The organism is Stenotrophomonas sp. yr243 (genome assembly GCF_900184195.1).
Classification (GTDB): Bacteria; Pseudomonadota; Gammaproteobacteria; order Xanthomonadales; family Xanthomonadaceae; genus Stenotrophomonas; species Stenotrophomonas lactitubi.
Genome location: NZ_FXWT01000001.1, coordinates 901,501 through 924,106, shown reverse-complemented (window position 1 = coordinate 924,106; position 22,606 = coordinate 901,501). Strand labels below are relative to the sequence as shown.

The window sequence follows — 22,606 nt, the reverse complement described above, 5'->3', positions numbered from 1 at the left end:
TAGCGCCGGGCCATGCCCGGCGAGCGCAGCGGTCGGATCAACATCGCCGGACAGGGCCCGGCGCTACCGTCAGTTGTCCAGTTCCAGCACCATCCGCACCAGGCCTTCGGCCCCGTTCGGGTGTGGTACCGGCTTGAAGCCCAATGAGGCGGCCAGCTGCTTCATCGGCTCGTTCTCGGCGGCAACATCGCCGTACAGGCGGTCCAGGTACTTGCCGCGGCCCCATTTCACCAGCTTGCGCATCAGCTGGCGGCCCAGGCCCTGGCCGATCAGGAACCGGCTGATCAGGATCGCGTACTCGGCTTCGCGGGTACCGGGGATGATCGAGGCACGGGCCACCGCGCCGACCACGGCCTCACCAGCCGGCAGCGACTCGGCGGCGACCAGGGTGATCTCGGTCTTCGGATTGGGGTGGGTCAGGCGCTGGGTCGTTTCCGGCGACAGCTCGGTCACCGACTGCAGGAAGCGGTCGCGGATTTCTTCCGGCCCGAACAGGCTGAAGGCGGCCTGCAGCGGCGCGCCATCTTCCGGGCGGATGGGGCGGATCAGCAGCTCGTGGCCGCTGGGAGCCTTGAAGATCTCATGCCAGGGCGGCATGCGGTTGCGAGTGGCCATACCGGGTGATTCCTTGGTGGTCCATCGATTGTGTCATCACCGGGGCTGCATTCCGTGAACGAAAGGCTCACGGTCGTACAGCCTCGTGAAGGCCCTTATTCGGCCGTCTTCAGCCAGTCCAGGCGGGTGCTGGCACCGGGCTCGCCCAGATGCTGGCGCAGCGCCGGCAGGGCCGGGCCGACCACGCGGTCGAACTGCCAGGGTGCATTGAGCACCAGCATGCCACTGCCGTTGAGGCGCAGCGGCGAGTCGTCGGGGCGCACCAGGAACTCGATGGTCACGGCCGACTTCACCGGCAGTGCGGCGGCCTTGCGCAGGAAATGCAGGATGGTGCGGCGCTGCTTGATCGGGAACCAGACCGCACAGGTGGCCTGCGGCCAGCGCGCCAGGGTCTCGGCCAGTGCCGCGAGGACCGCCTGGTACTCGGCGTCCTGGGCCTCGTAGGGCGGGTCGATCAGGACCAGGCCGCGGCCGATCTTGGCGCCGTTGGCCTTGGGCGGCAGCAGCGAGCGCAGCAGTGCGTAGCCGTCACCAGGGTGTACGCCGACGCGGCTGTCATGGGCAAACAGGGTCTTCAGCGATGCGGCTTCGTCCTCCTGCAGCTCGCACACCGCCATGCGGTCCTGCGGGCGCATGGCCTGCGCGCTGAGCAGCGGCGAGCCGGGGTAAGCGATCATCGCGCCGACCGGGTTGTCGGCCTGCACTGCCTTCAGGTAGCGCTCGACCACCTCCGGCAGCTTGGGCTGGGCCATCAGCCGCATGACCCCGGATTCGGCCTCAAGGGTCTTGCGGCTTTCTTCGCTGGCCAGCAGGTAACGGCCGGCACCGCCGTGGGTGTCGAGCACGAAGAACGGGCTGTCCTTGCGCTTGAAGCTGTCGATCAGGGCCAGCTGCACGATGTGCTTGAGGACATCGGCGTGGTTGCCGGCGTGGAAGGCGTGGCGATAGTTCATGGGCGGCAGTGTACGGGGCAAGGGCCGCAGCGGCTATGCTGCGCGCCATGACAGCGCCCGTTACCCATGTCCTGGTGGTCGAAGACGAAGCGGCCATCGCCGAAACCGTGCTCTATGCGCTGCGCAGCGAAGGCTATGCGGCCAGCCATTGCCTGCTGGGTGGGCTGGCCCTGCAGAAGCTGCAGGCCGGCGATATCGACCTGGTGGTACTGGACGTGGGCCTGCCGGACCTCAGTGGTTTCGAGGTCTGTCGCCGGCTTCGGGCCCTGCCGGGGCCGGTGGCGCAGGTGCCGGTGATCTTCCTGACCGCGCGCAACGACGAGCTCGACCGCGTGCTGGGCCTGGAGCTGGGGGCCGACGACTACATGGCCAAGCCGTTCTCGCCGCGTGAGCTGGTGGCGCGGGTGCGCGCCCGGCTGCGGCGTGCCACACCCGCTCCGACCGCCCCGGGCGCCGAGAGCGGCTGGCAGGAGCACGGTGCCTTCGCCATCGACCGCGAAGGCCGCCGCATCCGCTTCCAGGGCCACGCGCTGGACCTGACCCGCTATGAATATGCGTTGCTGGAAGCGCTGCTGCAGCGCCCCGGCGCGATCCTCAGCCGTGCCCAGTTGATGGACCGTGGCTGGGACAGCGCCGCCGACAGCGCTGACCGCACCGTCGACACCCACGTCAAGACGCTGCGCGCCAAGCTGCGTGCGGCCGGTGCCAGCGGTGAACCGATCCGCACCCATCGCGGCCTCGGCTACGCCCTGGAGGTCTGACGCGTGCGTCTGGTCCTGAAACTGTTCCTGGGCTTCTTCCTGATCGTGGGCATCGCCGCGTTCTTCGTGATGCGCGTGTTCGTCAACGAAGTGAAGCCGGGCGTGCGCCAGGCGATGGAATCGACCCTGGTGGATGCGGCCAACGTGCTGGCGGAGATGGCCGCCGCCGACGTCAAGGCTGGCACCATCCGCAACGGCAGCTTCACCCGCAACCTGGCCAAGGCCAGGCAGCGCGACCTGAAGGCGATGGTCTGGCGCTTCCCCAAGCGTGCGCTGGACTACCGGGTGACGATCACCGACGCCAAGGGCATCGTGATCTACGACTCGCTGGGCCGCGACGTGGGTCGCGACAATTCGCGCTGGAACGATGTCTATCGCACGCTGCGCGGCGAGTACGGCGCGCGCTCCAGCCCGGAAACGCCGGGTGATGACAGCAATACCGTGATGCACGTGGCTGCGCCGGTGTACGACCCGGTCGATGGCAGCACCCTGATCGGTGTGCTCAGCCTGGCCCAGCCCAACCGCAGCATCGATCCGTTCATCGCCGCCAGCCAGCGCGCCATCATCGAACGTGGCGCGTGGCTGATTGGGCTCTCAGCGCTGGTGGGCGTGCTGGTGACGATGTGGCTGACCAACGGCCTGGGCCAGCTCAGCCGCTACGCACGGGCAGTCAGCGCCGGCGAACCGGTGCCTCCGCCCAAGCGCCGCAACGATGAGATCGGCGAGCTTGGCCAGGCACTGGAGACGATGCGGCGCAAGCTGGAAGGCAAGGCGTACGTCGAACAGTACGTGCAATCGCTGACCCACGAGATGAAAAGCCCGTTGGCGGCGATCCGCGGTGCGGCCGAACTGCTGCAGGAGCCGATGGCCGACGCCGACCGCGCGCATTTCGCACGCAGCATCGTCGACCAGCAGGAGCGACTGACCGAAACCATCGACAAGCTGTTGGCGCTGGCCGAGGTCGAGCAGCACGGCTGGTTGCAGACCCGTGATCCGATCGCCTTGCCCGCATTGCTGAAGGAAGTCGCGGCGGCGGCGCAGGTTCGCGCGCAGGCCGCAGGTGTCGAGCTGCTGATCGACGAGGTGCCTGATCTGCGCGTGCAGGGCGATGGGTATCTGCTGCGGCAAGCGCTGCACAACCTGATCGACAACGCCGTTGCGTTCTCACCACCCGGCGCACAGGTGCAGTTGGACGCACAGGTGGATGGGCAGGGCGTAAGCCTGCAGGTTGCCGACCGTGGCGCGGGCGTTCCCGATTACGCACGCGAGCGTGTATTCGAGCGCTTCTATTCGCTGGCCCGACCCGGCACCGGCCGTCGCAGTTCCGGCCTCGGCCTGCCCTTCGTGCAGGAAGTCGCGCGCCTGCATGACGGCCGCGCCAGCCTGCAGCCGCGCGAAGAAGGCGGCACCGTAGCCAGCCTGTGGCTGCCGCTGGCGATACCCGGACAGCGTCCAAGGCGCTGACTTCACACTCGCTTCAAATTCGCCACAAACCCTGCTCACCACAGCGATCCATCCTGCAGTCCTCTCCAACGAGGACGGACGATGAAATCCCTGAAGATGCTGCTGCGGTTCGCCATTGTCGGCGGCCTGATCCTGCTGCTGCTGATCCCGCTGTTCCTGATCCGCGGCGTCATCACCGAACGCAGCGCCTATCGCGAAGAGGCCTATTCGCGGGTGGCCGAAAGCCGTGCCGGTACCCAGCGCGTGGTCGGGCCGGTGCGCGTGGTGCCCTGGACCAAGCGCGAGCTGGTGGACGTGGTCGATGCGCAGGGCAACAAGAAGACCGAGCTGCAGACCACGCAGGGTTACTGGCTGCAGCCGCCGGCCACCCTGCAGATCAGTGGCGAGCTGCTGCCGAGCCAGCGCTCGGTCGGCCTGTTCAAGGTGCCGGTGTACAGCTGGAATGGCCAGCTCAAGGCGACCTTCAGCGAGGATGACTACCCGGAGCACGATGGCACGACCTATGGCAAAGCCTACATCGCGCTGGGCGTGTCCGATGCGCGCGGCCTGGTCGGCACACCGAACCTGCGCGTTGATGGACAGCAGGTCAAGCTGCTGCCGGGCGTGGCCGGCGCATCCGCACTGGGTCGTGGGCTGCATGCACCGATCACCGGCATTGCCCCCACCGGAGGCACCTTGGCGGCCAGCAGCGTGGAACTGGAGCTGCAGCTCGATGGCAGCCGCTCCCTGTCGGTGGTGCCGGTGGGCGATGACAACCAGATCGCCCTGCGGTCCAGCTGGCCGCATCCGTCGTTTACCGGTGCGTTCCTGCCGAACGAGCGGCGTGTGGATGCGCAGGGCTTCGATGCACGTTGGGCCGTGTCCTCGCTGGCATCGGACGCACAGCAGCGACTGCGCGAGGGCGATGACCTGGACGCGCAGGCGGTGCAGGTTTCGCTGGTCGACCCGGTCGATACCTATACCCAGGCCGACCGCGCTTCCAAGTACGGCGTGCTGTTCGTGGTGCTGACGTTCGTTGGCTTCATCCTGTTCGAACTGATCAAGTCGCTGCGCATCCACCCGCTGCAGTACCTGATGGTCGGCCTGGCGCTGGCGATCTTCTTCCTGCTGCTGATCAGCCTGTCCGAGCACATCGCCTTCTGGCAGGCCTACCTGGTCTCCGCCCTGGCCTGCATCAGCCTGCAGGCGGTGTACCTGGCCAACGTGCTGGGTCATTGGAAGCGCGGCCTGGGCTTCGCCGCGATGCTGACCGTGCTGTACGGCGCGCTGTATGGGCTGCTGGTGTCGGAAAACAATGCGCTGCTGATGGGCTCGCTGCTGCTGTTCGTCATCCTCGCGCTGGCGATGTGGGTGACCCGTCGGGTCGACTGGTACGCCCTGGCCGAGCAGAAGTAAGGAGCACGCCATGGGGTGGCGCCAAGGATTGCAGCAACGGGCACGACAGGGCATTCCCGCCCTGCTGGAAGTGGATGCGCTGCTGCAGGCGCATGGGGTGTTGGCGGCATTGCCGGGGGCACGGATCGCGCCCGGCCTGGTCCGCTTCCAGCTGGCCGCCATCTCCTGCGAGGGATTGCAGCGGCGTGGGCTGGACTGGTTGCGGGAGGCGCGGCAGGGACGCGGCGCGCTTGCGGGCAAGGTGCCCCGTTACCGGCCATGGAAGGCCGGGGCGGCGGCATTGTCGGAGATCGGCATCGACGGGCTGCCTGCGGAGTGGCCGGAATACGCCACCGTGTTCGGCTGCAGCAGCATCGACCAGCGGCACTGGTTGCTGCTGTTGCCGGAGCGCGCGCAGCTGTGGCTGGGGTGGAAGGGGTGACAGTGGAAGGCCCATCCACGCATGGCGTGGGTCTACTGGGCCTCTGGTGGGTGCGGACCTTGGTCCGCGCCGCTGTTCGGTGGGAACCCCCATCCACGCATGGCGTGGATCTACCAGATGCCCATGACCGATGGGACGGGGGCCAAGTGCCCTGGCTGGCTAGACTCGACCGGTTGATGATCGAGCCGAAGGGCAGGGGTGTGATGTGCTGAAGTGGGGCGTGCTGGCAGTAGCGCTGGCGATGGGTGGCAATGCGGTGGCGCAGCAGCGCGAGCCGGTGGACCTGGACATGGTCGGCAAGATCCGCCAGCAGGCGTTCCACAAATCGCAGGTGATGGACACCTTCAGCTACCTCACCGAACGCATCGGGCCGCGCCTGACCAATTCGCCGGCGATGGGCCGCGCCAACGCCTGGACCCGCGGCAAGTTCAGCGAATGGAAGCTGGACAATGTCCATGACGAAGCCTTCGACGAATTCGGCCGCGGCTGGGAGTTCACCTCGGCCAGCGTAGAGATGCTGGGCGATCGCGTGCAGCCGCTGCATGCCCTGCCCAAGGCGTGGACGCCGGGCACCAGGGGCCCGGTCGAGGGCGAGCTGCTGCAGGTGGACATCAAGAAGCCTGAGGACATCGAGAAGTATCGCGGCAAGCTGCGCGGCAAGATCCTGCTGCTGGGCGAAGCACGCGAATACAAGCGTGGCACCGACGCTGATTCGCACCGGCACGACGCCACCTCGCTGGAAGGCCTGCAGGAGTTCACCCTGCCCAAGGACAAGGACGTGGCCGCCGACCGCGCCAAGCGGGTCAAGGAATACCAGGAGAAGCAGGCGCTGGCGGCGAAGGTCAACGCGTTCTTCGTCGAAGAAGGCGCGCTGGCCTCGATCAGCATCAGCAGCTGGGACAACGGCATCATCCGCGTGGCCGGTGGCGGCTCGCGCAAGGCCGGCGAATCGGTCGGCATTCCCGAACTGGCGATGATCGCCGAGCACTTCAATCCGCTGGTGCGCGCGCTGGAAGCCAAGCAGAGCGTGCGCCTGCGCGTGGATGTGGCCGCTCGCTTCACCGATGAAGCGGACCAGCCCGGCTACAACACGCTGGCCGAGATCCGTGGCAGCAGCAGGCCCGACGAAGTGGTGATGATCGGCGCACACCTGGATTCCTGGCACAGCGGCACCGGTGCGGCCGACAACGCCGCCGGCGTGGCGGTGATGATGGAGGCCATGCGCATCCTCAAGGCCAGCGGCGCCAAGCCCAAGCGCACCATCCGGGTTGCGCTGTGGAGTGGCGAGGAACAGGGGCTGATCGGCTCGCAGGCGTACGTGGCCAAGCACTTCGGTCGATTCCCCGAGCCCACCGACCCGGCGCAGAAGGCGCTGCCAGCCTCGCTGCGCGAACCGACCGGTGCACTGCAGAAGACCCGTGACTACGGCAAGTTCCAGGTCTACTTCAACATGGACAACGGCTCGGGCCGCTTCCGTGGCATCTACGCACAGGAAAACTTGGCGGCGATGCCGATCTTCGAAGCCTGGCTCGCCCCGTTCCATGACGTGGGCGCGACCACCGTGGCCACCCGCAACACCGGCAGCACCGACCACATCAGCTTCGACCGCATCGGCTTGCCGGGCTTCCAGTTCATCCAGGACAAGCTGGACTATTTCAGCAACGTCCACCACAGCCACCTGGACACTTGGGACCACGCGGAACCGGAAGACCTGAAGCAGGCCGCAGCCATCGTTGCCTCCTTCGCCTACCACGCCGCCATGCGCGAGCAGCCCTTCCCGCGCAAGCCCGAGCCGCAACCCTGAAAAGGGGACGGAGGGGATCAGGTCGCATTTCCCCTCCGTTGCCCGCGCATCCCCGCAGGAGCGGGGGGAATAGCGACTTGATCCCCTCCGTCCCCTTTTTCCGCAGGGGGCGGAGGGCTGGTAAAATCGGGGGATACCCGTTCCTCGAGCCCTCCATGACCTGCCGCACCCGCTTCGCCCCCAGTCCCACCGGCTACCTGCATATCGGTGGCGCCCGCACCGCGCTGTACTGCTGGCTGGAGGCCCGCCATCGTGGCGGCGAGTTCGTGCTGCGCATCGAGGACACCGACCGGGAACGCAGCACCCAGGGTGCGATCGACGCGATCCTGGAAGCGATGGAGTGGCTGGGCCTGGACTACGACGAGGGCCCGTTCTACCAGACCGAGCGCGTCGCCCGGTACAAGGAAGTGGCCGAGCAGCTGATCGCCGACGGCAAGGCGTACTACGCCTATGAAACCCGCGAAGAGCTGGATGCCATGCGCGAGGCCGCGATGGCCAAGCAGGAAAAGCCGCGCTACAACGGCGCCGCGCGCGAGCAGGGGCTGCCGTACCGGGACGACCCGAACCGCGTCATCCGCTTCAAGAACCCGCTTGAAGGCACGGTGGTGTTCGATGACCTGATCAAGGGCCGTATCGAGATCGCCAACAGCGAACTGGATGACATGGTCATCTTCCGCCCGGACGGCTACCCCACCTACAACTTCGCGGTGGTGGTGGACGACTGGGACATGAAGATCTCCGAAGTCATCCGTGGCGACGACCACATCAACAACACCCCGCGCCAGATCAACCTGTACGAAGGCATCGGCGCGCCGGTGCCGAAGTTCGGCCACATGCCGATGATCCTGGACGAGCAGGGCGCCAAGCTGTCCAAGCGCACCGGCGCGGCCGACGTGATGCAGTACAAGGATGCCGGTTACCTGCCCGACGCGCTGCTGAGCTACCTGGCCCGGCTGGGCTGGTCGCACGGCGACCAGGAACTGTTCAGCCGCCAGGAACTGATCGGCCTGTTCGACGTGAAGGACTGCAATTCCAAGGCCTCGCGCCTGGACATGGCCAAGCTGGGCTGGGTCAACCAGCACTTCCTGAAGACCGAGGAACCGGCCGCGATCGAGCCGCACCTGGTCTACCAGCTGCAGAAGCTGGGCCTGGACGTGGCCGCTGGCCCGGCGCCGGTGGACGTGGTGATTGCCCTGCGCGAGCGCGTGCAGACCCTGAAGGAAATGGCCGAGAAGGCCGTGGTCTGGTACCAGCCGCTGAACGAGTACGATGAAGCGGCCGTGGCCAAGCACTTCAAGGCCGGTGCGGAACTGCCGCTGGGCAAGGCCCGCGAGCTGCTGGCAGCCCTGCCGGAGTGGACTGCCGAGGCTGTTGGCGTGGCCCTGCACGATGCAGCTGCGGCGCTGGAAATGGGCATGGGCAAGGTCGCCCAGCCGCTGCGCGTGGCCATCACCGGCACCCAGGTCAGTCCTGACATTTCCCATACCGTGTACCTGGCCGGCCGCGAGCAGGCCTTGAAACGCATCGATGTGGCCATCACCAAGGTAGCAACGGCCTGAGCCCACCGGCCCACGCCCGAACTGGAGAACGCGCATGTCCGCCAAAACCGCCTGTACGGCCCCGCACCACCATGTCCACGACGCTTCGGATTTCGTGGCGGTGGTCGAGCGTGTCTCGCGTGAGCGCGGGCTGCGCCTGACCCCGATCCGCGCCAACGTGCTCAAGCTGATCGCCGAGGCCGGCAAGCCGGTCAAGGCCTACGAGCTGCTGGAGTGGGTGCGCAACGGCAAGGGTGTGGGCGCCGACGCCCCGCCCACCGTGTACCGCGCCCTCGACTTCCTGATGGCCAATGGCTTCGTGCACAAGCTGGAATCGGTCAATGCCTTCGTGGCCTGCCACCACCCCAGCAGTGCGGCCCATTCGGTGCCGTTCCTGATCTGCAACAGCTGCCACAGTGCGGTAGAGCTGGAAGACCGCGAGATCGTGACCCAACTGGAGAAGCGCGCGAAGGAACTGGGGTTCCAGCCGCAGGCACAGACCCTGGAAGTGCACGGGCTCTGCGCGCGCTGCGCCGGCTGACGGAAGGGTAGTGCCGGCCGCTGGCCGGCATCTTCAACCCTGTGTCCGGCCCTTGAGGTGCTTCAGCACTGCCTTGCGTGCGGCGATCAACTCGGCATCCTCCAGCACCAGCGACTGCACCCAGTCCAACGCTTCGGCCACGTGTGCGCCGCGCACGGCATACAGTGCCAGGCACTGCCATTGCGGTGTCGGCGCTTGGCCCCACGCGCGCTGCACCCGCTGCAGCAACGTCTGTTGGATATCCGTAGACACCGCCACACCCTTGTCGAACGACAGCAGCACGTTCAGCGCGCCCAACGCCTGCCACGGCGCTGACGTGGGATCGTCCTGGCTGAAATCGGCCTGTCCGCAGTACGCCAGCAGGGCCGTAACCGAAGCCTCGCTGCGCACCTCTTCCAGCACCCCGATCGCATAGGTCGCCATGCGCGGGTCGTCCAGCAGTGGCTGCATCGCGGCCACGCCGCCGTACCCGACCGCAGCGCAGGCCTTTGCCCACGGCGCCATCGGCGCGAAATGCGTGCCATCGCCGTTGTACTGGAACTCCTCGCGCCAGCCATGCAGCGCGCACAGACGTTCAATCTCGGCCGCACCTTCGACGCCATGCTCAAGCACGAAGCCGATCAGGTCTTCCACTTCGACCGCACCGCCATGCTCCCGTGGTGCAGGACCCTTGGCCGCCTTGCGGGCCAGTGCGTTGAATTTCATCGTTGTCGTCTATTCCTGCAGCAAAGCAGTCGAGCATGGCTCAACACTACAAAAAAAGCGGAGCCGCGCGCTTTTGCTTTTGATTTTCATCCTTTGATTCACGTGGCTGACGCGCACGGACCCTGTCCGTGACCGGGTGGGTGGGGCAGGCGGGACCGCAGGCGCCATGGATGGCGCCTACGAGCCCCCAGGGATGGGTTCACGGCGTGTCCCGCCTGCCTCACCCACCCGGCCAATCCCAGCAATCCAACCGCAACGATCAGCCACGAGGGGCTCCGCCGTTCGCTGCCTTCGACGAAGCCGCGCAGTCAAGCAAGCCAGCGCCTAGTCCATCGGCTTCGTCGCAGTATCCACCCGCACGATCACCGACATGCCCGGTCGCAACCGCGCCGCCAGTTCCTGCTCCCCGTTGATCGAGATCCGCACCGGCAACCGCTGCACCACCTTGGTGAAATTGCCGCTGGCATTGTCCGGGCGCAGCACGCTGAACTCCGAACCGGTGGCCGGCGCGATCTGCTCCACCCGTCCGCGCAGCACCTGGCCCTGGAACGCATCCACCGAGAACGATGCCGGCTGCCCGATCGCCATCTGCCAGGTCTGGCCTTCCTTGTAGTTGGCCACCACCCACAGTGCATCCGGCACCAGGAACAGCAGCTGCGAACCGGCCGCCACATACTGGCCCACGCGCACGCTGGCCTCGCTGATCTGCCCATCGCGCGGCGCATGGATCACCGTATTGGCCAGGTCGATGTGTGCCAGTTCCAGCTGCGCCTGCGCACTTTCCACCTGCGCCTCCAGGCTCTTGCGCGAGACCTGGGTGGAGACCAGGGTCTCCTCGGCGATGCGGATCTGCGCCTGCGACTGCTGCACACTGGCCTGTGCCGAGGCCTGGGTGGTGCGGAACTTGTCGCGGTCGTTGATCGACACCAGCTGCTGCGCTGCCAGTTCCTCGTAGCGCTTGGCTTCATTGCGCGAGCGCTGCAGCTCAGCCTGTCCCGCCGACAACGTGGCCTGCGCCGCAGCGATCTGCGCGCGGTTTTGGGCCTGCGACTGGTCCGAATTGGCCAGGGCCGCGCGCGCGCTGTCCAGCGTCGCCTGCGCCTGTGCCACCCGCTGCGCATAGATGCGGTCGTCGATGCGCAGCAGCGGCTGGCCCTGCTTCACGTGCTGGAAATCCTTCACCAGTACCTCGGTGACGTAACCGTTGACCTGCGGCGCCATCACCGTGATCTGCCCGCGCACATAGGCGTTGTCGGTCACCATCACGCTGCTGGTGAATGGCCATAGATGCCAGGCGCGCAGGATCAGCGCGATGCCCAGCAACGCCACCACCACCATCACCACCACGCTGCGCGAACTCGGTTTCAGGTACTTCGGTGCGGCGGCGGGCGCGGCAGGCGTCGCCGCAGGCGCCGCATCGGTGGGCGGTGGCGGCGTGACGTTCTCGGCAGCGTCGGTGTCGTCTGGACGGGGCGGGACGGGAGGCATGGCAGTGAACTCAGCGCGGTGCCGCGGTCGCAGCCGCAGCGGGGGAGGAAGGATGGCGCTTGCGCCATTGTTTGCGCACGGCGGTACGCAGCGACAGCAGCAGCAACCAGCACAGGAAACCGATCGCCAGCCAGCCGCTCAGGGTGAACACATCATTGAAGCCACGTACGTTGGCTTCGCGGCGGGTGGTCTGCGCCAGCTGCGCGCTGCCCTGTGCGCTGCGCAGCACCGGGTCGGTGATCTGCGCCGCGTACAGCTGCTGCTGGATGCGCAGGCGCTGCGCCACCACCGGGTCGGCGGGATCGAGCTGGCTGGTCAAGGCGCTGGAATACAGCTGCTCGCGATGCAGCTGGAACGTTCCCAGCACTGCCGAGCCGGCCAGTCCGCCCAGTGTCTGCGTGATCGACAAGGTCACCAGGAAGGTGATCATGTGGTCCACACCCTGTTTCAGCGCGGCGGAAATGCCGAGCATGATCAGCGGGCCCATGAACATGCCGGCGCCCACCGAGGCCAGGAACTGGCTGACGTAGAAGTCGTGCGGCCGGTCCATGCTGGTGCGGTGCTGGTCGAAGAACGCGGCCGCGCCCAGCAGCAGGATCGCCATCAGCAGCTGCGCGATCAGCCGCTTCGGGCCGAAGGTGATCGCCGCGCCGGCGATGCCGGTCACCACGCCGGCCAGGATCACCACGAACAGCGGCCGCATCTGGTCCGGCCCCATGCCCAGGGTGCGCATCAGGTTGACCACGCCGTAGGACTGTTCGGTGGTCAGAAAGCGGATCAGGAAGGCGCCGACGATGAAGTGCATCACCGGCAGGGTCGACAGCCAACGGATCTGCAGCAGCGGATTGCGCCGGTAGTGTTCGATGATCAGCGCGGTGGTGGTCAGCGCGATGGAGGCGATCAGCGCCCAGCCCAGCCACGGCGTGTTCAACCACCAGCGCGTGTAGCCCTGGGCGAGCACGATCACCAGCAGGGCGACGGCGGGCGCGAGCAGGGTGAAGGTGAGGAAGTCCAGCGGTTCGAACGCCTTGACCTGGATGCCGGGCGGCAGCTTCAGCACCACCACGGCGGCAAACGCGCACAACGCCAGCCCCGCTTCGAACGAATACAGCTGGTGCCATTGGCCGGTATCGACCAGGCCGGGCGAGACGATCCAGGCAATCGGCACCGCCAGCTGCGACAGGCCTACGCCGACCACCAGCAGGTTGCCGGTGAAGCGCCGCGGCAGTGCCTGCAGCATGTACAACGTACCCAGCGTCGAGCATGCCGCGCCGGCGAAACCGCTGGCGGCGCGGGTCAGCATGGTGGTCTCGAAGCTGCCGACGAACAGGTGCAGCACCGCCAGCGCCGCATACAGTCCCAGGCCGATCTCGGCGAACAGGCGGATGCCGTACTGCTGGCGGAACTTGAAGGCCAGCAGGTTGGCGGTCACGTTCACCATGGCGTAGGCGGCGACCAGCCAGCTGCCCTGGGTGGGAGTGAGTGACAGTTGCCCCTGCAGGAAGGGTAGGTTGGCCGTTACCAGCGCGTTGCCAAGGCCGCCGGTGATGGCCACCAGCAGCGACACCAGCGCATAGGCTGCACGCCGATAGGGCGGGTGCCACGGCATCGACGCCGAACCGGGCATGGTCGGCTTCTCGTGCTCCTCCCAATCCGGTACCGGCTTGAGGTACGGCTGCACCATCAGCGTTCCCCGCTGGCTGCTCCCTGGAGTCCCCCGCGCAGCAGCTGCAGGGCACGCCCGGCCAGCTGGGCGCGCTCATCGCGGGTCTTGCCGCGCAGGGCCGCACCCAGCATGCCCGAGATCAGTGAAATATCCGTCTTCTCCAGGTCGGGCCGGCACAGGCCAGCGGCCTTGGCGCGGGCGATGGGCGCTTCCAGCAGGTCGCGCACGGTCTCGCGTGCGGTGCGCATGGCCGGAACATCCGAATCGACCGCGCGCCAGTAATCGGCCAGCGCAGGCGAGTCGATGATGCGCTGGGCCATGCCTTCGAACACCTCGAACAGGGCGTCGTCGCGGTCGCCAAGCTGCTCGACCTGGCGGCGGATGCGGTCGACCGTGCGCTGCAGCAGCGCCTGGATCAGCGCCGTACGGTCGGGGAAGTTGCGGTACAGGGTGGCGCGGCCGACTTCGGCACGCTCGACCACCAGGTCCAGCGGCGCGGTAACGCCATGTTGGCCGAACACATGGTCGGCGGCATCGAGGATGAGGGCTCGGCGGGCAGCAGCATCGGCACGTTGGGTGGTCATGGCTTCATTTTCGGACAAACATGTCCGGATGGCGAGAGACGAATGGCGACGGGATTGTCCGCTTGTTGTCGTACGCACATCTTTGTGACGTCTGCGTGAGGGGCGGTCGAGGGCATAAAAAAAACGGGGGGCCAACCTGGCCCCCCGGGAGAGAACGACAGCACGCTGCCGTCAAAGTCAGTAGATCCACGCCATGCGTGGGTGCGCTTATCAGTAGATCCACGCCATGCGTGGATGCCCCATCAGAAGAACGCGCGGATCCCGAAAGCGACACCACGACCCGGCAGCGGCGAGTAATCCTTCAACAGCGAGGTGTGCGGACGCACTTCGCGGTTGGTCAGGTTGCTGCCGTCCAGGAACAGCTCGTAGCTGTTGCTGTCGCTGCGGTCCCAGCGGTAGGCCAGGTGCGCATCGACCAGGGTGTAGCCGTTGCTCGGCTCCTCGTTCTGCGCAACGTCCTTCTGCCGGCTGTAACGCACCGCGCCCACCGAGGCACGCCAGCCATCCTTCGCCCAGCGCAGGTCGGCGCCGACACGGGCCGGTGCGATGCGCGGCAGGTAACCGGTGTTGGCCAGTTCCACGCTGTAGTTGTGGTTGTGGTCACCGTGCGGCACGGCGATGTCGAGGGTGCGGCTGCCGTTGCCGTCCAGCTTGGCCTGCACGTAATCGCCGAACACGCGCAGGTCCCAATCGCCGGCAACGCCTTCGAACAGGTGCACCAGCGCTTCGGCCTCGGCGCCCTTGAATACCGCGTCCTGCTGGGTCCAGGCACGCACCGGCAGGCTCTCGGTCACGCCGGTGTCAGCCAGGTAGATGAAGTCCTTGAACTTGGTCTGATAGATCGCGGCGGAGAAATCGAGGCGTTCGCTGTGGGTGTGGATGCCCAGTTCGATGCGCTGGCCGCGCTCGGTCTTCAGGTTGGCATCACCGATTTCCAGCGAGCGGGTGGCGATGTGGGCGCCAGCGGCGTACAGCTCTTCATTGGTCGGCGCGCGCTCGGAGCTGTCCACGCCGATGCGCAGGTCGACTGCATCGTTGAGCTTCCAGATGCCGGCTGCCGACAGGTTGGTCGCATCGAATTTGCGGCGCTGGTAGTCGCCGGTCGGGTCCAGCTTGACCTGGTCGTGGCGACCGCCCAGTTCCAGCTTGAACGGGCCGAACTGCTTTTCCTGCAGCACGAACACGCCGATGTTCTTGGTGCCGGTATCCGGCACGAAGGCTTCTTCACCCTTCGCGCCGAAATCGCTGTTGCCGACCTGCAGGCCGAAGGCGCCGTCCCAGCCGCCGATCTGCTGCTGCACCGCTTCCAGGCGGCCTTCGATGCCGCGGTTGGTGAAGCGGGTGGACGGCGTGCCGGCTTCCAGCTCCACGTGTTCGTAGTCGGTGTAGGCCACGCGCGCGTTGATGTTCTTCAGGAACGACACCGGGTTGTAGATACCGGCCTTGGTCTCGAAGCGGTTCTGCACCATGTCGATGCGCACGTCATGCTCTTCACCTTCCTCCTCCTCGCCATGGTCGTGGTCGTGACCATGGTCGTGGTCATCGCCGTCGGCATGCACATGGGCGCCGTTGGGAATGCCGTAGTTGGTGCGGTAGGTGCTGGCCGAGACGCCGAAGTAGCCGCCTTCGCCCAGCCAGGTTGCGCCGACGCCGCCGGCGCGGGTGCGGATGGAACTGTTGTCCAGGCGGCCGCGACGCGGCTCTTCACCTTCCTCGCCTGCGTGGTCGTGGTCATCGTGGTGGTCTTCCAGGCCGTCGATCACCGCGTAGCCGGGAATGCGGAAATCGTCGCCATTGCGCACCAGGCCATCCACGTGCAGCACGACATTGCCGCTCACGCCGTCAAGGCGGAACATGCCGCTGCGCTCGTCGTTGACCGAGTTGCCGCGCAGTTCGGCGCGGCCGCTGAGCGGACGGTCCGGCAGTTCGCGCGCGATGCGGCCATCGACCACGTTCACCGCGCCGCCGATCGCGCCGCTGCCGAACAGCAGGGTCGCAGGGCCCTTCAGCACTTCGATCTGGTCGGCCAGGAACGGCTCGATGCTGGTGGCGTGGTCGGCGCTGACGGTGGAGGCGTCCATGTTGCCCATGCCGTTGGACAGCACGGCCACGCGCGGGCCTTCCTGGCCGCGGATGATCGGGCGGCCGACGCCGGGACCGAAGAAGGTGCTCTGCACGCCGGGCAGCTTGGCCACGGTGTCGCCGAGGGTGCCGGCTTTCTGCTCGTCCAGGCGCTCACCGGCCAGCACTTCAACCGGGCGTGCCAGCGATTCGGCATCACCCTGCAGTGGCGACGCGGTGACCTGTACCGAGGACAGTTCGGTCAGGTGGCGGTCACGATGCGAATCATCGTCGGAGGCCGCAAAGGCGACGGACGGCAGCAGCGCAGCGAGCGCCAGGGCCAGGGAATGCGGCTTGAAACGAGGGTGGTGGGAGGGCATGGGCGGTCCTTTGTTACAATGTATCAATCGGGTGGCGCACGAATCCCGTCGGCGGGACAGGGGGGAGGGAAACCGTGCGGGTCGGGGATCGATGTTATATTATTCCATAACGATTCGCCGCCCTGCTGGAAGTCATGCCTTTGCCCTCACGCCTGCGCCACCTGCTCGATCGCTTCGGCGCCACCGGTTCGATGCTGTGCGCGGTGCATTGCGCGGTGATTCCGCTGCTGCTGGCAGCGGCGCCCTCGCTGGGCCTGTCTTTCTGGCTCAGTGATGGCGTGGAAAAAGCGCTGGTGGTGTTCGTGACCCTGCTGGGCTTGTTCAGCCTGGTCTGGGGCTATCGGCGGCACGGCGCGCTGCGTGCGCTGGCGTTCCTGATTCCCGGTCTGGTCGCTTTGTGGGGCGGTGTGCTGTACGACCCGCTGCACCACAACGCGGTGCCGCACGCGGTGGTGATGACCTTGGGCGGGCTGCTGGTCGGCATCGCGCATCTGGTCAATCTGCGCCTGAATCACGGGCACGTACATGACGCCAGCTGCGCGCACTAGGTGCTCCGTGGTAGGCTTTCCGATCGTGCGCGGGGGCGCCCAGCAAGGCGGCCCCGCCGAACCCGTGTCAGTACGGGGTAACCAGATTTCACATTTGAGGAGTTGAAGACATGGGTAAGGGTGACCGCAAGACCGCCAAGGGCAAGCGCTACAACGCCAGCTACGGCAACGCCCGTTCGCACACCGCGAGCAAGGTCGCTGTAGGCGCCGCCGCCCCGGTTGCCAAGAAGACCGTGGCCAAGGCTCCGGCGAAGAAGGCTGTGGCCAAGAAGGCAGTGGCCAAGGCCGGCTGATCCGCCGACCGACCGGTCCAAAGAAAACGCGGCGCTCGGCGCCGCGTTTTTTTTTGCATGTTTTTGTAGAGCCGAGCCCATGCTCGGCTGGCGCAATGCAGCCGAGCGTGGGCTCGGCTCTACAACGTATTCAACGCAGGGTCTGCTTCAGCGTTTCCGGATTGCCATCGTTGGCCGCTTCCGGCACCTGCAGCAGGTGCGCCAGCAGCGGATAGAGGTCGACGTTGTCGAAACCGTCGATCACCAGGCCTTGCCGGAATGAAGGGCCACGGGCCACGAATACCGCGCGCATCGACGGCAACGCGTTGTCGTAACCATGCGAGCCGCGATCGGCATGCTCGCGCTTGGCGATCTTCTCGCGCGTCAGCGCGTCCCAGCCCTCATCCATCTGGCAGACGATTGCCGGCACGCGCGGATGGGTGCCGTAGTGCCAGCGCGCCGGCAGGTTTTCCTTCTTCCAGCATTCGTAGTGCGCATGACGGCCGAGCAGGGCACGCTCGGCCTCTGCCACACGTCCGGCCACCGGCGCGAAGCCGACCGACTGGCCCGGGCTGACGTTGCGCGCGATGGTGGGATCAACCATCGATTCGAGCGCGATCACCTGGCCCTCCGGCACCGACGCCATGCCATGGTCGGAGACCACGATCACGTTGGTGGTATCGATCAGGCCGTGTTGCTGCAGGCCATCGAGCACCTGGCCGATGATCCGGTCGGCTTGCACGATCGCGTCGGTGTACTGCCTGGATTCCGGCCCAAAGTTGTGGCCGGCCTTGTCCACATGTTCCATGTACAGCGTGGTCAGGCGCGGCGCATCGGCATCGGTCTGCGACAGCCAGTCGAGCACTGTCTGCGCGCGCTGTTCAAGGGGTTCCTTGGCGTCGTAGATGCGCCACTGGCTGGGTCGCGTGCCTTGGATCTCGGCTTCGCTGCCCGGCCATGACGTGGTGGCGGTGCGCACACCGACTTTCTCGGCACCCACCCAGATCGGTTCGCCGCCCCACCATCCGCTGTTGGTCACCGCAGTGCGGTCGTGCAGCGCGAAGCGCCCCAACTCAGCGTCGTCCATGCTGTTGTTGATGATGCCGTGGTGGTCCGGGCGCAGGCCGGTGACCAGCGTGTAGTGGTTGGGGAAGGTGAGTGACGGATAGGAGGGCGTCATCCATCGCGCGCGCACGCCACCGTCGATGATCCGCTGCAGGTTCGGGGTGAGGCCCCGATCCAGCGCATCGGCGCGCAGGCCGTCGATGGAGATCAGCAGCAGCTTCGGCGGCGTGGCCGGGGTCGCATTCGTGCCGCTTGCCGCGGCGATTGTCGAAGGCGAAGGCGTAGTGGTGCAGGCGGCCAGGGGCAGCAGCAGCGCCAGCGTGCAGGTCAGGCGTACGGATGTCATCCGCCCATGATAATCCGCAGCGATGACGTACCAAAGACACGTGGCGCCTTTGGGTGCCACGTGTCCGCGCATTTCACCTTATCCCCGCGCCCTTGGCGCGCGCCCTTTAACAAGAGGGGGCTCTTCTCCAGACAGATTACGGATGCTTCCATCCACGCATGGCGTGGATCTACCGTCACCGGGAAACTGTCAGGGGTGGGATGGATCGGGCATGCAGGACCGTTGGCGCCATGGATGGCGCCATCGAGCCCCCATGGACGGGTTTACGGCGTGTCCTGCATACCCGATCCATCCCGCCCAAACCTCAGTCAATACAGAGCCGGCTGTTGCTTCGGCTGTTGCCGTTGCTCTGGCTTGTAGCGGGTACCGGGCGCAGCCCGGCCAGCAACCCTCATGCAAACAACGGCGCCTGCCGCTGCTCCAGCCGCAGCAATGCCGCCTTGGTTTCGAGGCCGCCACCGAAGCCCGTCAACGTGCCGTTGCTGCCGATCACGCGATGGCAGGGCAGCACGATCGGCAGCGGATTGCGGCCATTGGCCGCGCCGACCGCACGGGTCGCCGTCGGCTGGCCCAGGTGCTGCGCCAGCTGCAGGTAGCTCCAGGTCTGGCCGAAGGGAATCAACGCCAGTGCATGCCAGACGCGCAGCTGGAATGGCGTGCCATGCGGTGCCAGCACCAGATCGAAATCGCTGCGCTCACCATGCAGGTACTGCAGCAACTGTTCGCGCGCCTCCGGCAATGCGCCGGGCGCGTAATGCCAGTGCTCGCGGCCGCGCGCAGGATGGCGGTTTTCCGGGAACAGAACGTGGGTCAGGCCATTGTCATCCCCGGCGATGGTCAGTTCACCGATCGGTGTGTCGAAGCGATCGAACAACAGGTTCATGAGGGTTCTCCAACGAAAGTGCCGGACAGGTGCCACAGATGCAGCACGGCATAGGCGCGCCATGGGCGCCACGATTGCGAACGCGCTTCGGTGGCGCGTTCGCTGAGGCGCTGGCCCTGTGCGTGGCCCAGCACCTGCTGCAACACCAGATCACCGGCGGGGAAGGCATCAGGCTGGCCGAGCCCACGCAGGGCAATGTACTGGGCCGTCCACGGGCCGATGCCGGGCAGGGCTACGCAGCGGGCGACGAAATCCTCCAGTGCCTGGCCCGGCCCGAAGTCGAGCTGGCCGCTGGCGCAGGCCGCGGCGAGGGCGCGCACGGTGGCGGCGCGGCTGCGTGGCAGGCCGATCGATTCCAGTGGTGCTTCGGCCAATATTTCCGGCGCGGGAAATTGACGGTCGAATTCAGACGGCATGCCGGGCAGGTGTGCACCGTAGGCGTCGACCAGCCGGCGTGCGAACGTGGTTGCCGCAGCCACGCTGACCTGCTGGCCCAGCACCGCGCGCACGCCCACCTCGAAGCCATCCCAGCCGCCCGGCACGCGCAGGCCGGGGCGCTCGTCGATGCCGCGTGCCAGCAATGGTTCGTCGCCCAGTGCTGCGTGGACCTGCTGCAGGTCGGCATCCAGGTCGAACACGCGACGCACGCGGCGCACGATGTCCGGAATCAGGCGCGGGTCGACCGCGCCCAGCTGCAGGCGCAGCTCGGGCCGCTTCGGATCGGCGGTGACGCGCAGCAGGGTGGGGCGCTCGGCCGTGCCCAGTACGCGCTGGTAACTGTCTTCACCGATCAGCTCGATGCCGGGCAGGCTGCGCTTGCGCAGGAACGACAGCATCCGCGGGAAATCCAGCGGCGGTCGATAGCCCAGGCGCAGCACCAGCCCGCCATTGTCGGCGGCCAGTGGATGGTGTTGGCGGCGCAGGACGGTAGGCGCCATGCCGCAGCCCTGCAGGAAGGCCGTATTGAAGCGGCGCAGGCTGTTGTAACCGGCGGCCAGCGCCACATCGGTTACCGGCAGCGTGGTTTCGGTCAGCAGCTGCTTGGCCAGCAGCAGGCGATGGGTCGCGTGGATCTGCCCTGGCGTTGCCCCCAGCCGTTCGACGAACAGTCGTTGCAGCTGGCGCGCGCTGAGGCCGATCTTGCCGGCCAGGTCGGCCACCGGCTGGTCCTGCAGGAAGCCCGCATGGATCAGTGCCAGGGCGCGCTGCACGGCCTGCCCGGCCAGCGCCTGTTGTGCCAGCGGGGCCAGTTCGGGGCGGCAGCGCAGGCAGGGACGATAGCCGGCCGAAGCGGCAGCAGCAGCCGTGGGGTAATAGGTGATGTTGCGCGGCTTCGGCGGCGGCGCCGGGCACACCGGCCGGCAGTAGATGCCGGTGCTGCGTACGGCGGTGAAAAACACGCCGTCGAAGCGTGCATCACGGGCCAGGCGGGCGCGGTCGCAGGCGGCTGTGTCGAGGGCGAGTGCGGTATCCATGGCGCCAGTCTAGGCGCGTCCGGGGGGCAGTACTCGCCATATTCGGACATGGATGCTGGGGGAGGTCGGCCGGGCTGCGCCCGGCACCCGCGGGGGCAACGGCAACGGCAACCTCAACAGCAACGTCAAAAACTTGCATTCCGTGGGATGGCGGGGTGGGTCCGGTTGCGGGGGACGCCGTAAACCCATCCCTGGGGGCTTGGCCGCGGCATCCATGCCGCGGACACCCCCGCAACCGGACCCACCCCGCCTTCGACAATTCCCCGCGACCTGGGAAAGGTGTTCTGTGCTGCTGTTGGTGGGTGTCGACCTTGGTCGACACATGGATCCACGCCATGCGTGGATGGGATGTGGGACGACGCTGGAATGGAAAATGACGGTGCGTGAGGGTCAGAAGAGGTTCAGTGGCGCGCGCTGAATGCGCGCCATGGGCAGGTAGACTGTGGTTCTTACCTGTCCGAATTCCGGTTGCCCGATGTCCGCCAAACTCCGCTGGTTGCCCCTGTTGTGCCTGGCCCTGGCGGGCTGCAGCCAGTTGGAGAATCCCGGCAACGTCACTGCCGCCGACAAGGCCACGCGTGCCCCGGCCAGCGATGGCGAAAACATGGTGTCGATCAATGCCGCCGATGCGCCGGCGCCACCGCCGCAGGCGCGCAGCAGGGCCGACCGGCCCTGGCCGCAGACCCAGCTGGACAATGGCAAGGCGTGGATCAGCTGCAGCACCGACTACGCTGGCGAAGGCGGCGATGGCCTCGAGCTGGAAGGGCTGCAGCGCGAACAGCTGAAGCAGGCCCTGGCCCCGTGCGTCGAGCGTGGCCTGCTGCGGGTGCGCTACAACGGCAAGATCAATCCTGGGTTTGCCGAGATGATGTGGCGGCTGGCCGTGGTTGCCGACGAACTGCAGATCCACAAGCGCATCCTCGATCTGGATTCCAGCGGGGGCCAGGTGGAATCGGCGATCGTTGCCGGCGACAGCATCGGTGAATCCGGCTGGACCATCTGGGTGCGCGAAGGTTCGATCTGCCACAGCGCCTGCGTGTTCGTGCTGGCTGCCGGCGACAACCGCCTGCTGACCGGCAAGGTCGGCATCCACCGCATGATGCGCATCAGTTCCAAGGCCACGTCGCGCGCGGAACTCAACCGCGAGCTGCACGAGGTTTATGACAACGTGAAGGACTACCTGCAGCGCAATGGTGTGGCGGTGGGCGTGGCCGACCTGATGATGACCGTGCCCAACCGCAGCCTGCGCCTGCTGACGGCCGAAGAGCTTCGCCAGTACGGCCTGGACGGCACCAACGCGGTGCAGGATGACCTTGAGCGTATCAAGCAGATGCGTGCCTGCGGCGACGACTTCGTGCAGCGCAAGGATGCGTTCCTGGTGGCCTTCGACCAGCAGTGCAAGCGCGACGGCGCCGACATGGAATCGATCAACAGCTGTGGCCAGTCGCTGAAGCAGCGCTTCGGCTTCCCCGATCCGGTGTGCCCGGAGGAAAGTCCTCTTTCGGAGATCGACGTGGCCACGCTGCCGCCGGCACCGCCGGAGCAGCCGCCGGTGGCCGAGCAGCTGCCGGCGACATCGGCTGCACCGGCGGCGCAGGCCGACGCAGGCGCGGTGGAAGGCAGCGTCCAGGCGCGCTGACG

20 protein-coding genes are annotated in these 22,606 nt (G+C 66.9%); 10 read left to right on the top strand and 10 right to left on the bottom strand.

Translation table 11 applies throughout. From position 1 onward, the window contains the following. Positions 1-69 precede the first annotated feature (69 nt). Positions 70-615, bottom strand: a complete 546-nt coding sequence (locus tag QOL57_RS04400; RefSeq protein WP_025879325.1) for a GNAT family N-acetyltransferase — start codon at positions 613-615, stop codon at positions 70-72. 95 nt (positions 616-710) lie between these two features. After that, the gene (gene rlmJ, locus QOL57_RS04395; RefSeq protein WP_089239733.1) at positions 711-1,568 is read right to left on the bottom strand and encodes a 23S rRNA (adenine(2030)-N(6))-methyltransferase RlmJ; all 858 of its coding nucleotides are present in this window, start codon (positions 1,566-1,568) and stop codon (positions 711-713) included. Between the two features lie 35 nt (positions 1,569-1,603). Here rlmJ and creB point away from each other — a divergent pair, with 35 nt between their 5' ends. The 7 genes from creB to QOL57_RS04360 all read left to right on the top strand — a co-directional run bounded on the left by creB (position 1,604) and on the right by QOL57_RS04360 (position 9,492). Continuing rightward, positions 1,604-2,329, top strand: coding sequence for a two-component system response regulator CreB (gene creB / locus QOL57_RS04390; RefSeq protein WP_089239735.1), 726 nt, complete (start codon positions 1,604-1,606; stop codon positions 2,327-2,329). A 3-nt stretch (positions 2,330-2,332) separates the two neighbouring features. Next, on the top strand, positions 2,333-3,793 hold the full coding sequence (creC, locus tag QOL57_RS04385) for a two-component system sensor histidine kinase CreC (protein WP_089239737.1): 1,461 nt from the start codon (positions 2,333-2,335) through the stop codon (positions 3,791-3,793). 81 nt (positions 3,794-3,874) lie between these two features. After that, positions 3,875-5,188, top strand: coding sequence for a cell envelope integrity protein CreD (gene creD, locus QOL57_RS04380; RefSeq protein WP_089239739.1), 1,314 nt, complete (start codon positions 3,875-3,877; stop codon positions 5,186-5,188). 10 nt (positions 5,189-5,198) lie between these two features. Continuing rightward, positions 5,199-5,609: a hypothetical protein gene (locus QOL57_RS04375; RefSeq protein ID WP_089239741.1), complete on the top strand. Its 411-nt coding sequence runs from the start codon at positions 5,199-5,201 to the stop codon at positions 5,607-5,609. 205 nt (positions 5,610-5,814) lie between these two features. Continuing rightward, positions 5,815-7,413 carry a M28 family metallopeptidase gene (locus QOL57_RS04370; RefSeq protein ID WP_089239743.1) on the top strand — a complete coding sequence of 533 codons (1,599 nt, stop codon included), beginning with the start codon at positions 5,815-5,817 and terminating at the stop codon, positions 7,411-7,413. A 155-nt stretch (positions 7,414-7,568) separates the two neighbouring features. Continuing rightward, positions 7,569-8,972: a glutamate--tRNA ligase gene (gene gltX / locus QOL57_RS04365; protein ID WP_089239745.1), complete on the top strand. Its 1,404-nt coding sequence runs from the start codon at positions 7,569-7,571 to the stop codon at positions 8,970-8,972. Between the two features lie 34 nt (positions 8,973-9,006). Further along, positions 9,007-9,492, top strand: a complete 486-nt coding sequence (locus QOL57_RS04360; protein WP_025879333.1) for a Fur family transcriptional regulator — start codon at positions 9,007-9,009, stop codon at positions 9,490-9,492. Between the two features lie 33 nt (positions 9,493-9,525). On the opposite strand, the gene QOL57_RS04355 is transcribed toward QOL57_RS04360, so the two are convergent. The 5 genes from QOL57_RS04355 to QOL57_RS04335 all read right to left on the bottom strand — a co-directional run bounded on the left by QOL57_RS04355 (position 9,526) and on the right by QOL57_RS04335 (position 16,376). Next, entirely contained in the window at positions 9,526-10,197 is a 672-nt protein-coding gene (locus QOL57_RS04355; RefSeq protein ID WP_089239747.1) for a hypothetical protein, read from the bottom strand. A gap of 324 nt (positions 10,198-10,521) precedes the next feature. Continuing rightward, positions 10,522-11,685, bottom strand: coding sequence for an HlyD family secretion protein (locus QOL57_RS04350; RefSeq protein WP_089239749.1), 1,164 nt, complete (start codon positions 11,683-11,685; stop codon positions 10,522-10,524). A 10-nt stretch (positions 11,686-11,695) separates the two neighbouring features. Next, positions 11,696-13,369 (bottom strand): MFS transporter, encoded by a 1,674-nt coding sequence (locus QOL57_RS04345; RefSeq protein WP_089239751.1) that lies wholly within the window; start codon positions 13,367-13,369, stop codon positions 11,696-11,698. After that, the gene (locus tag QOL57_RS04340; RefSeq protein ID WP_089239753.1) at positions 13,369-13,935 is read right to left on the bottom strand and encodes a TetR/AcrR family transcriptional regulator; all 567 of its coding nucleotides are present in this window, start codon (positions 13,933-13,935) and stop codon (positions 13,369-13,371) included. The genes QOL57_RS04345 and QOL57_RS04340 overlap by 1 nt, the downstream gene beginning before the upstream one ends. Before the next feature lie 242 nt (positions 13,936-14,177). After that, entirely contained in the window at positions 14,178-16,376 is a 2,199-nt protein-coding gene (locus tag QOL57_RS04335) for a TonB-dependent receptor (RefSeq protein WP_089239755.1), read from the bottom strand. Between the two features lie 134 nt (positions 16,377-16,510). Here QOL57_RS04335 and QOL57_RS04330 point away from each other — a divergent pair, with 134 nt between their 5' ends. Further along, positions 16,511-16,924, top strand: a complete 414-nt coding sequence (locus QOL57_RS04330) for a MerC domain-containing protein (RefSeq protein WP_089239757.1) — start codon at positions 16,511-16,513, stop codon at positions 16,922-16,924. Positions 16,925-17,034: 110 nt separating this feature from the next. Then, positions 17,035-17,217 (top strand): 30S ribosomal protein THX, encoded by a 183-nt coding sequence (locus QOL57_RS04325; RefSeq protein ID WP_025879339.1) that lies wholly within the window; start codon positions 17,035-17,037, stop codon positions 17,215-17,217. A gap of 130 nt (positions 17,218-17,347) precedes the next feature. On the opposite strand, the gene QOL57_RS04320 is transcribed toward QOL57_RS04325, so the two are convergent. From QOL57_RS04320 to QOL57_RS04310, 3 genes are all read right to left on the bottom strand, one after another. Further along, positions 17,348-18,607 (bottom strand): ectonucleotide pyrophosphatase/phosphodiesterase, encoded by a 1,260-nt coding sequence (locus QOL57_RS04320; protein WP_089239759.1) that lies wholly within the window; start codon positions 18,605-18,607, stop codon positions 17,348-17,350. A 391-nt stretch (positions 18,608-18,998) separates the two neighbouring features. Then, positions 18,999-19,490, bottom strand: a complete 492-nt coding sequence (locus tag QOL57_RS04315) for a methylated-DNA--[protein]-cysteine S-methyltransferase (protein ID WP_089239761.1) — start codon at positions 19,488-19,490, stop codon at positions 18,999-19,001. Beyond that, positions 19,487-20,965 (bottom strand): DNA-3-methyladenine glycosylase 2, encoded by a 1,479-nt coding sequence (locus tag QOL57_RS04310; protein WP_089239763.1) that lies wholly within the window; start codon positions 20,963-20,965, stop codon positions 19,487-19,489. The genes QOL57_RS04315 and QOL57_RS04310 overlap by 4 nt, the downstream gene beginning before the upstream one ends. A 475-nt stretch (positions 20,966-21,440) precedes the next feature. Between QOL57_RS04310 and QOL57_RS04305 the strand changes: the two genes are divergently transcribed. After that, complete coding sequence (locus tag QOL57_RS04305) at positions 21,441-22,604, top strand: hypothetical protein (protein WP_089239765.1); 1,164 nt, start codon at positions 21,441-21,443, stop codon at positions 22,602-22,604. Positions 22,605-22,606 lie beyond the last annotated feature (2 nt).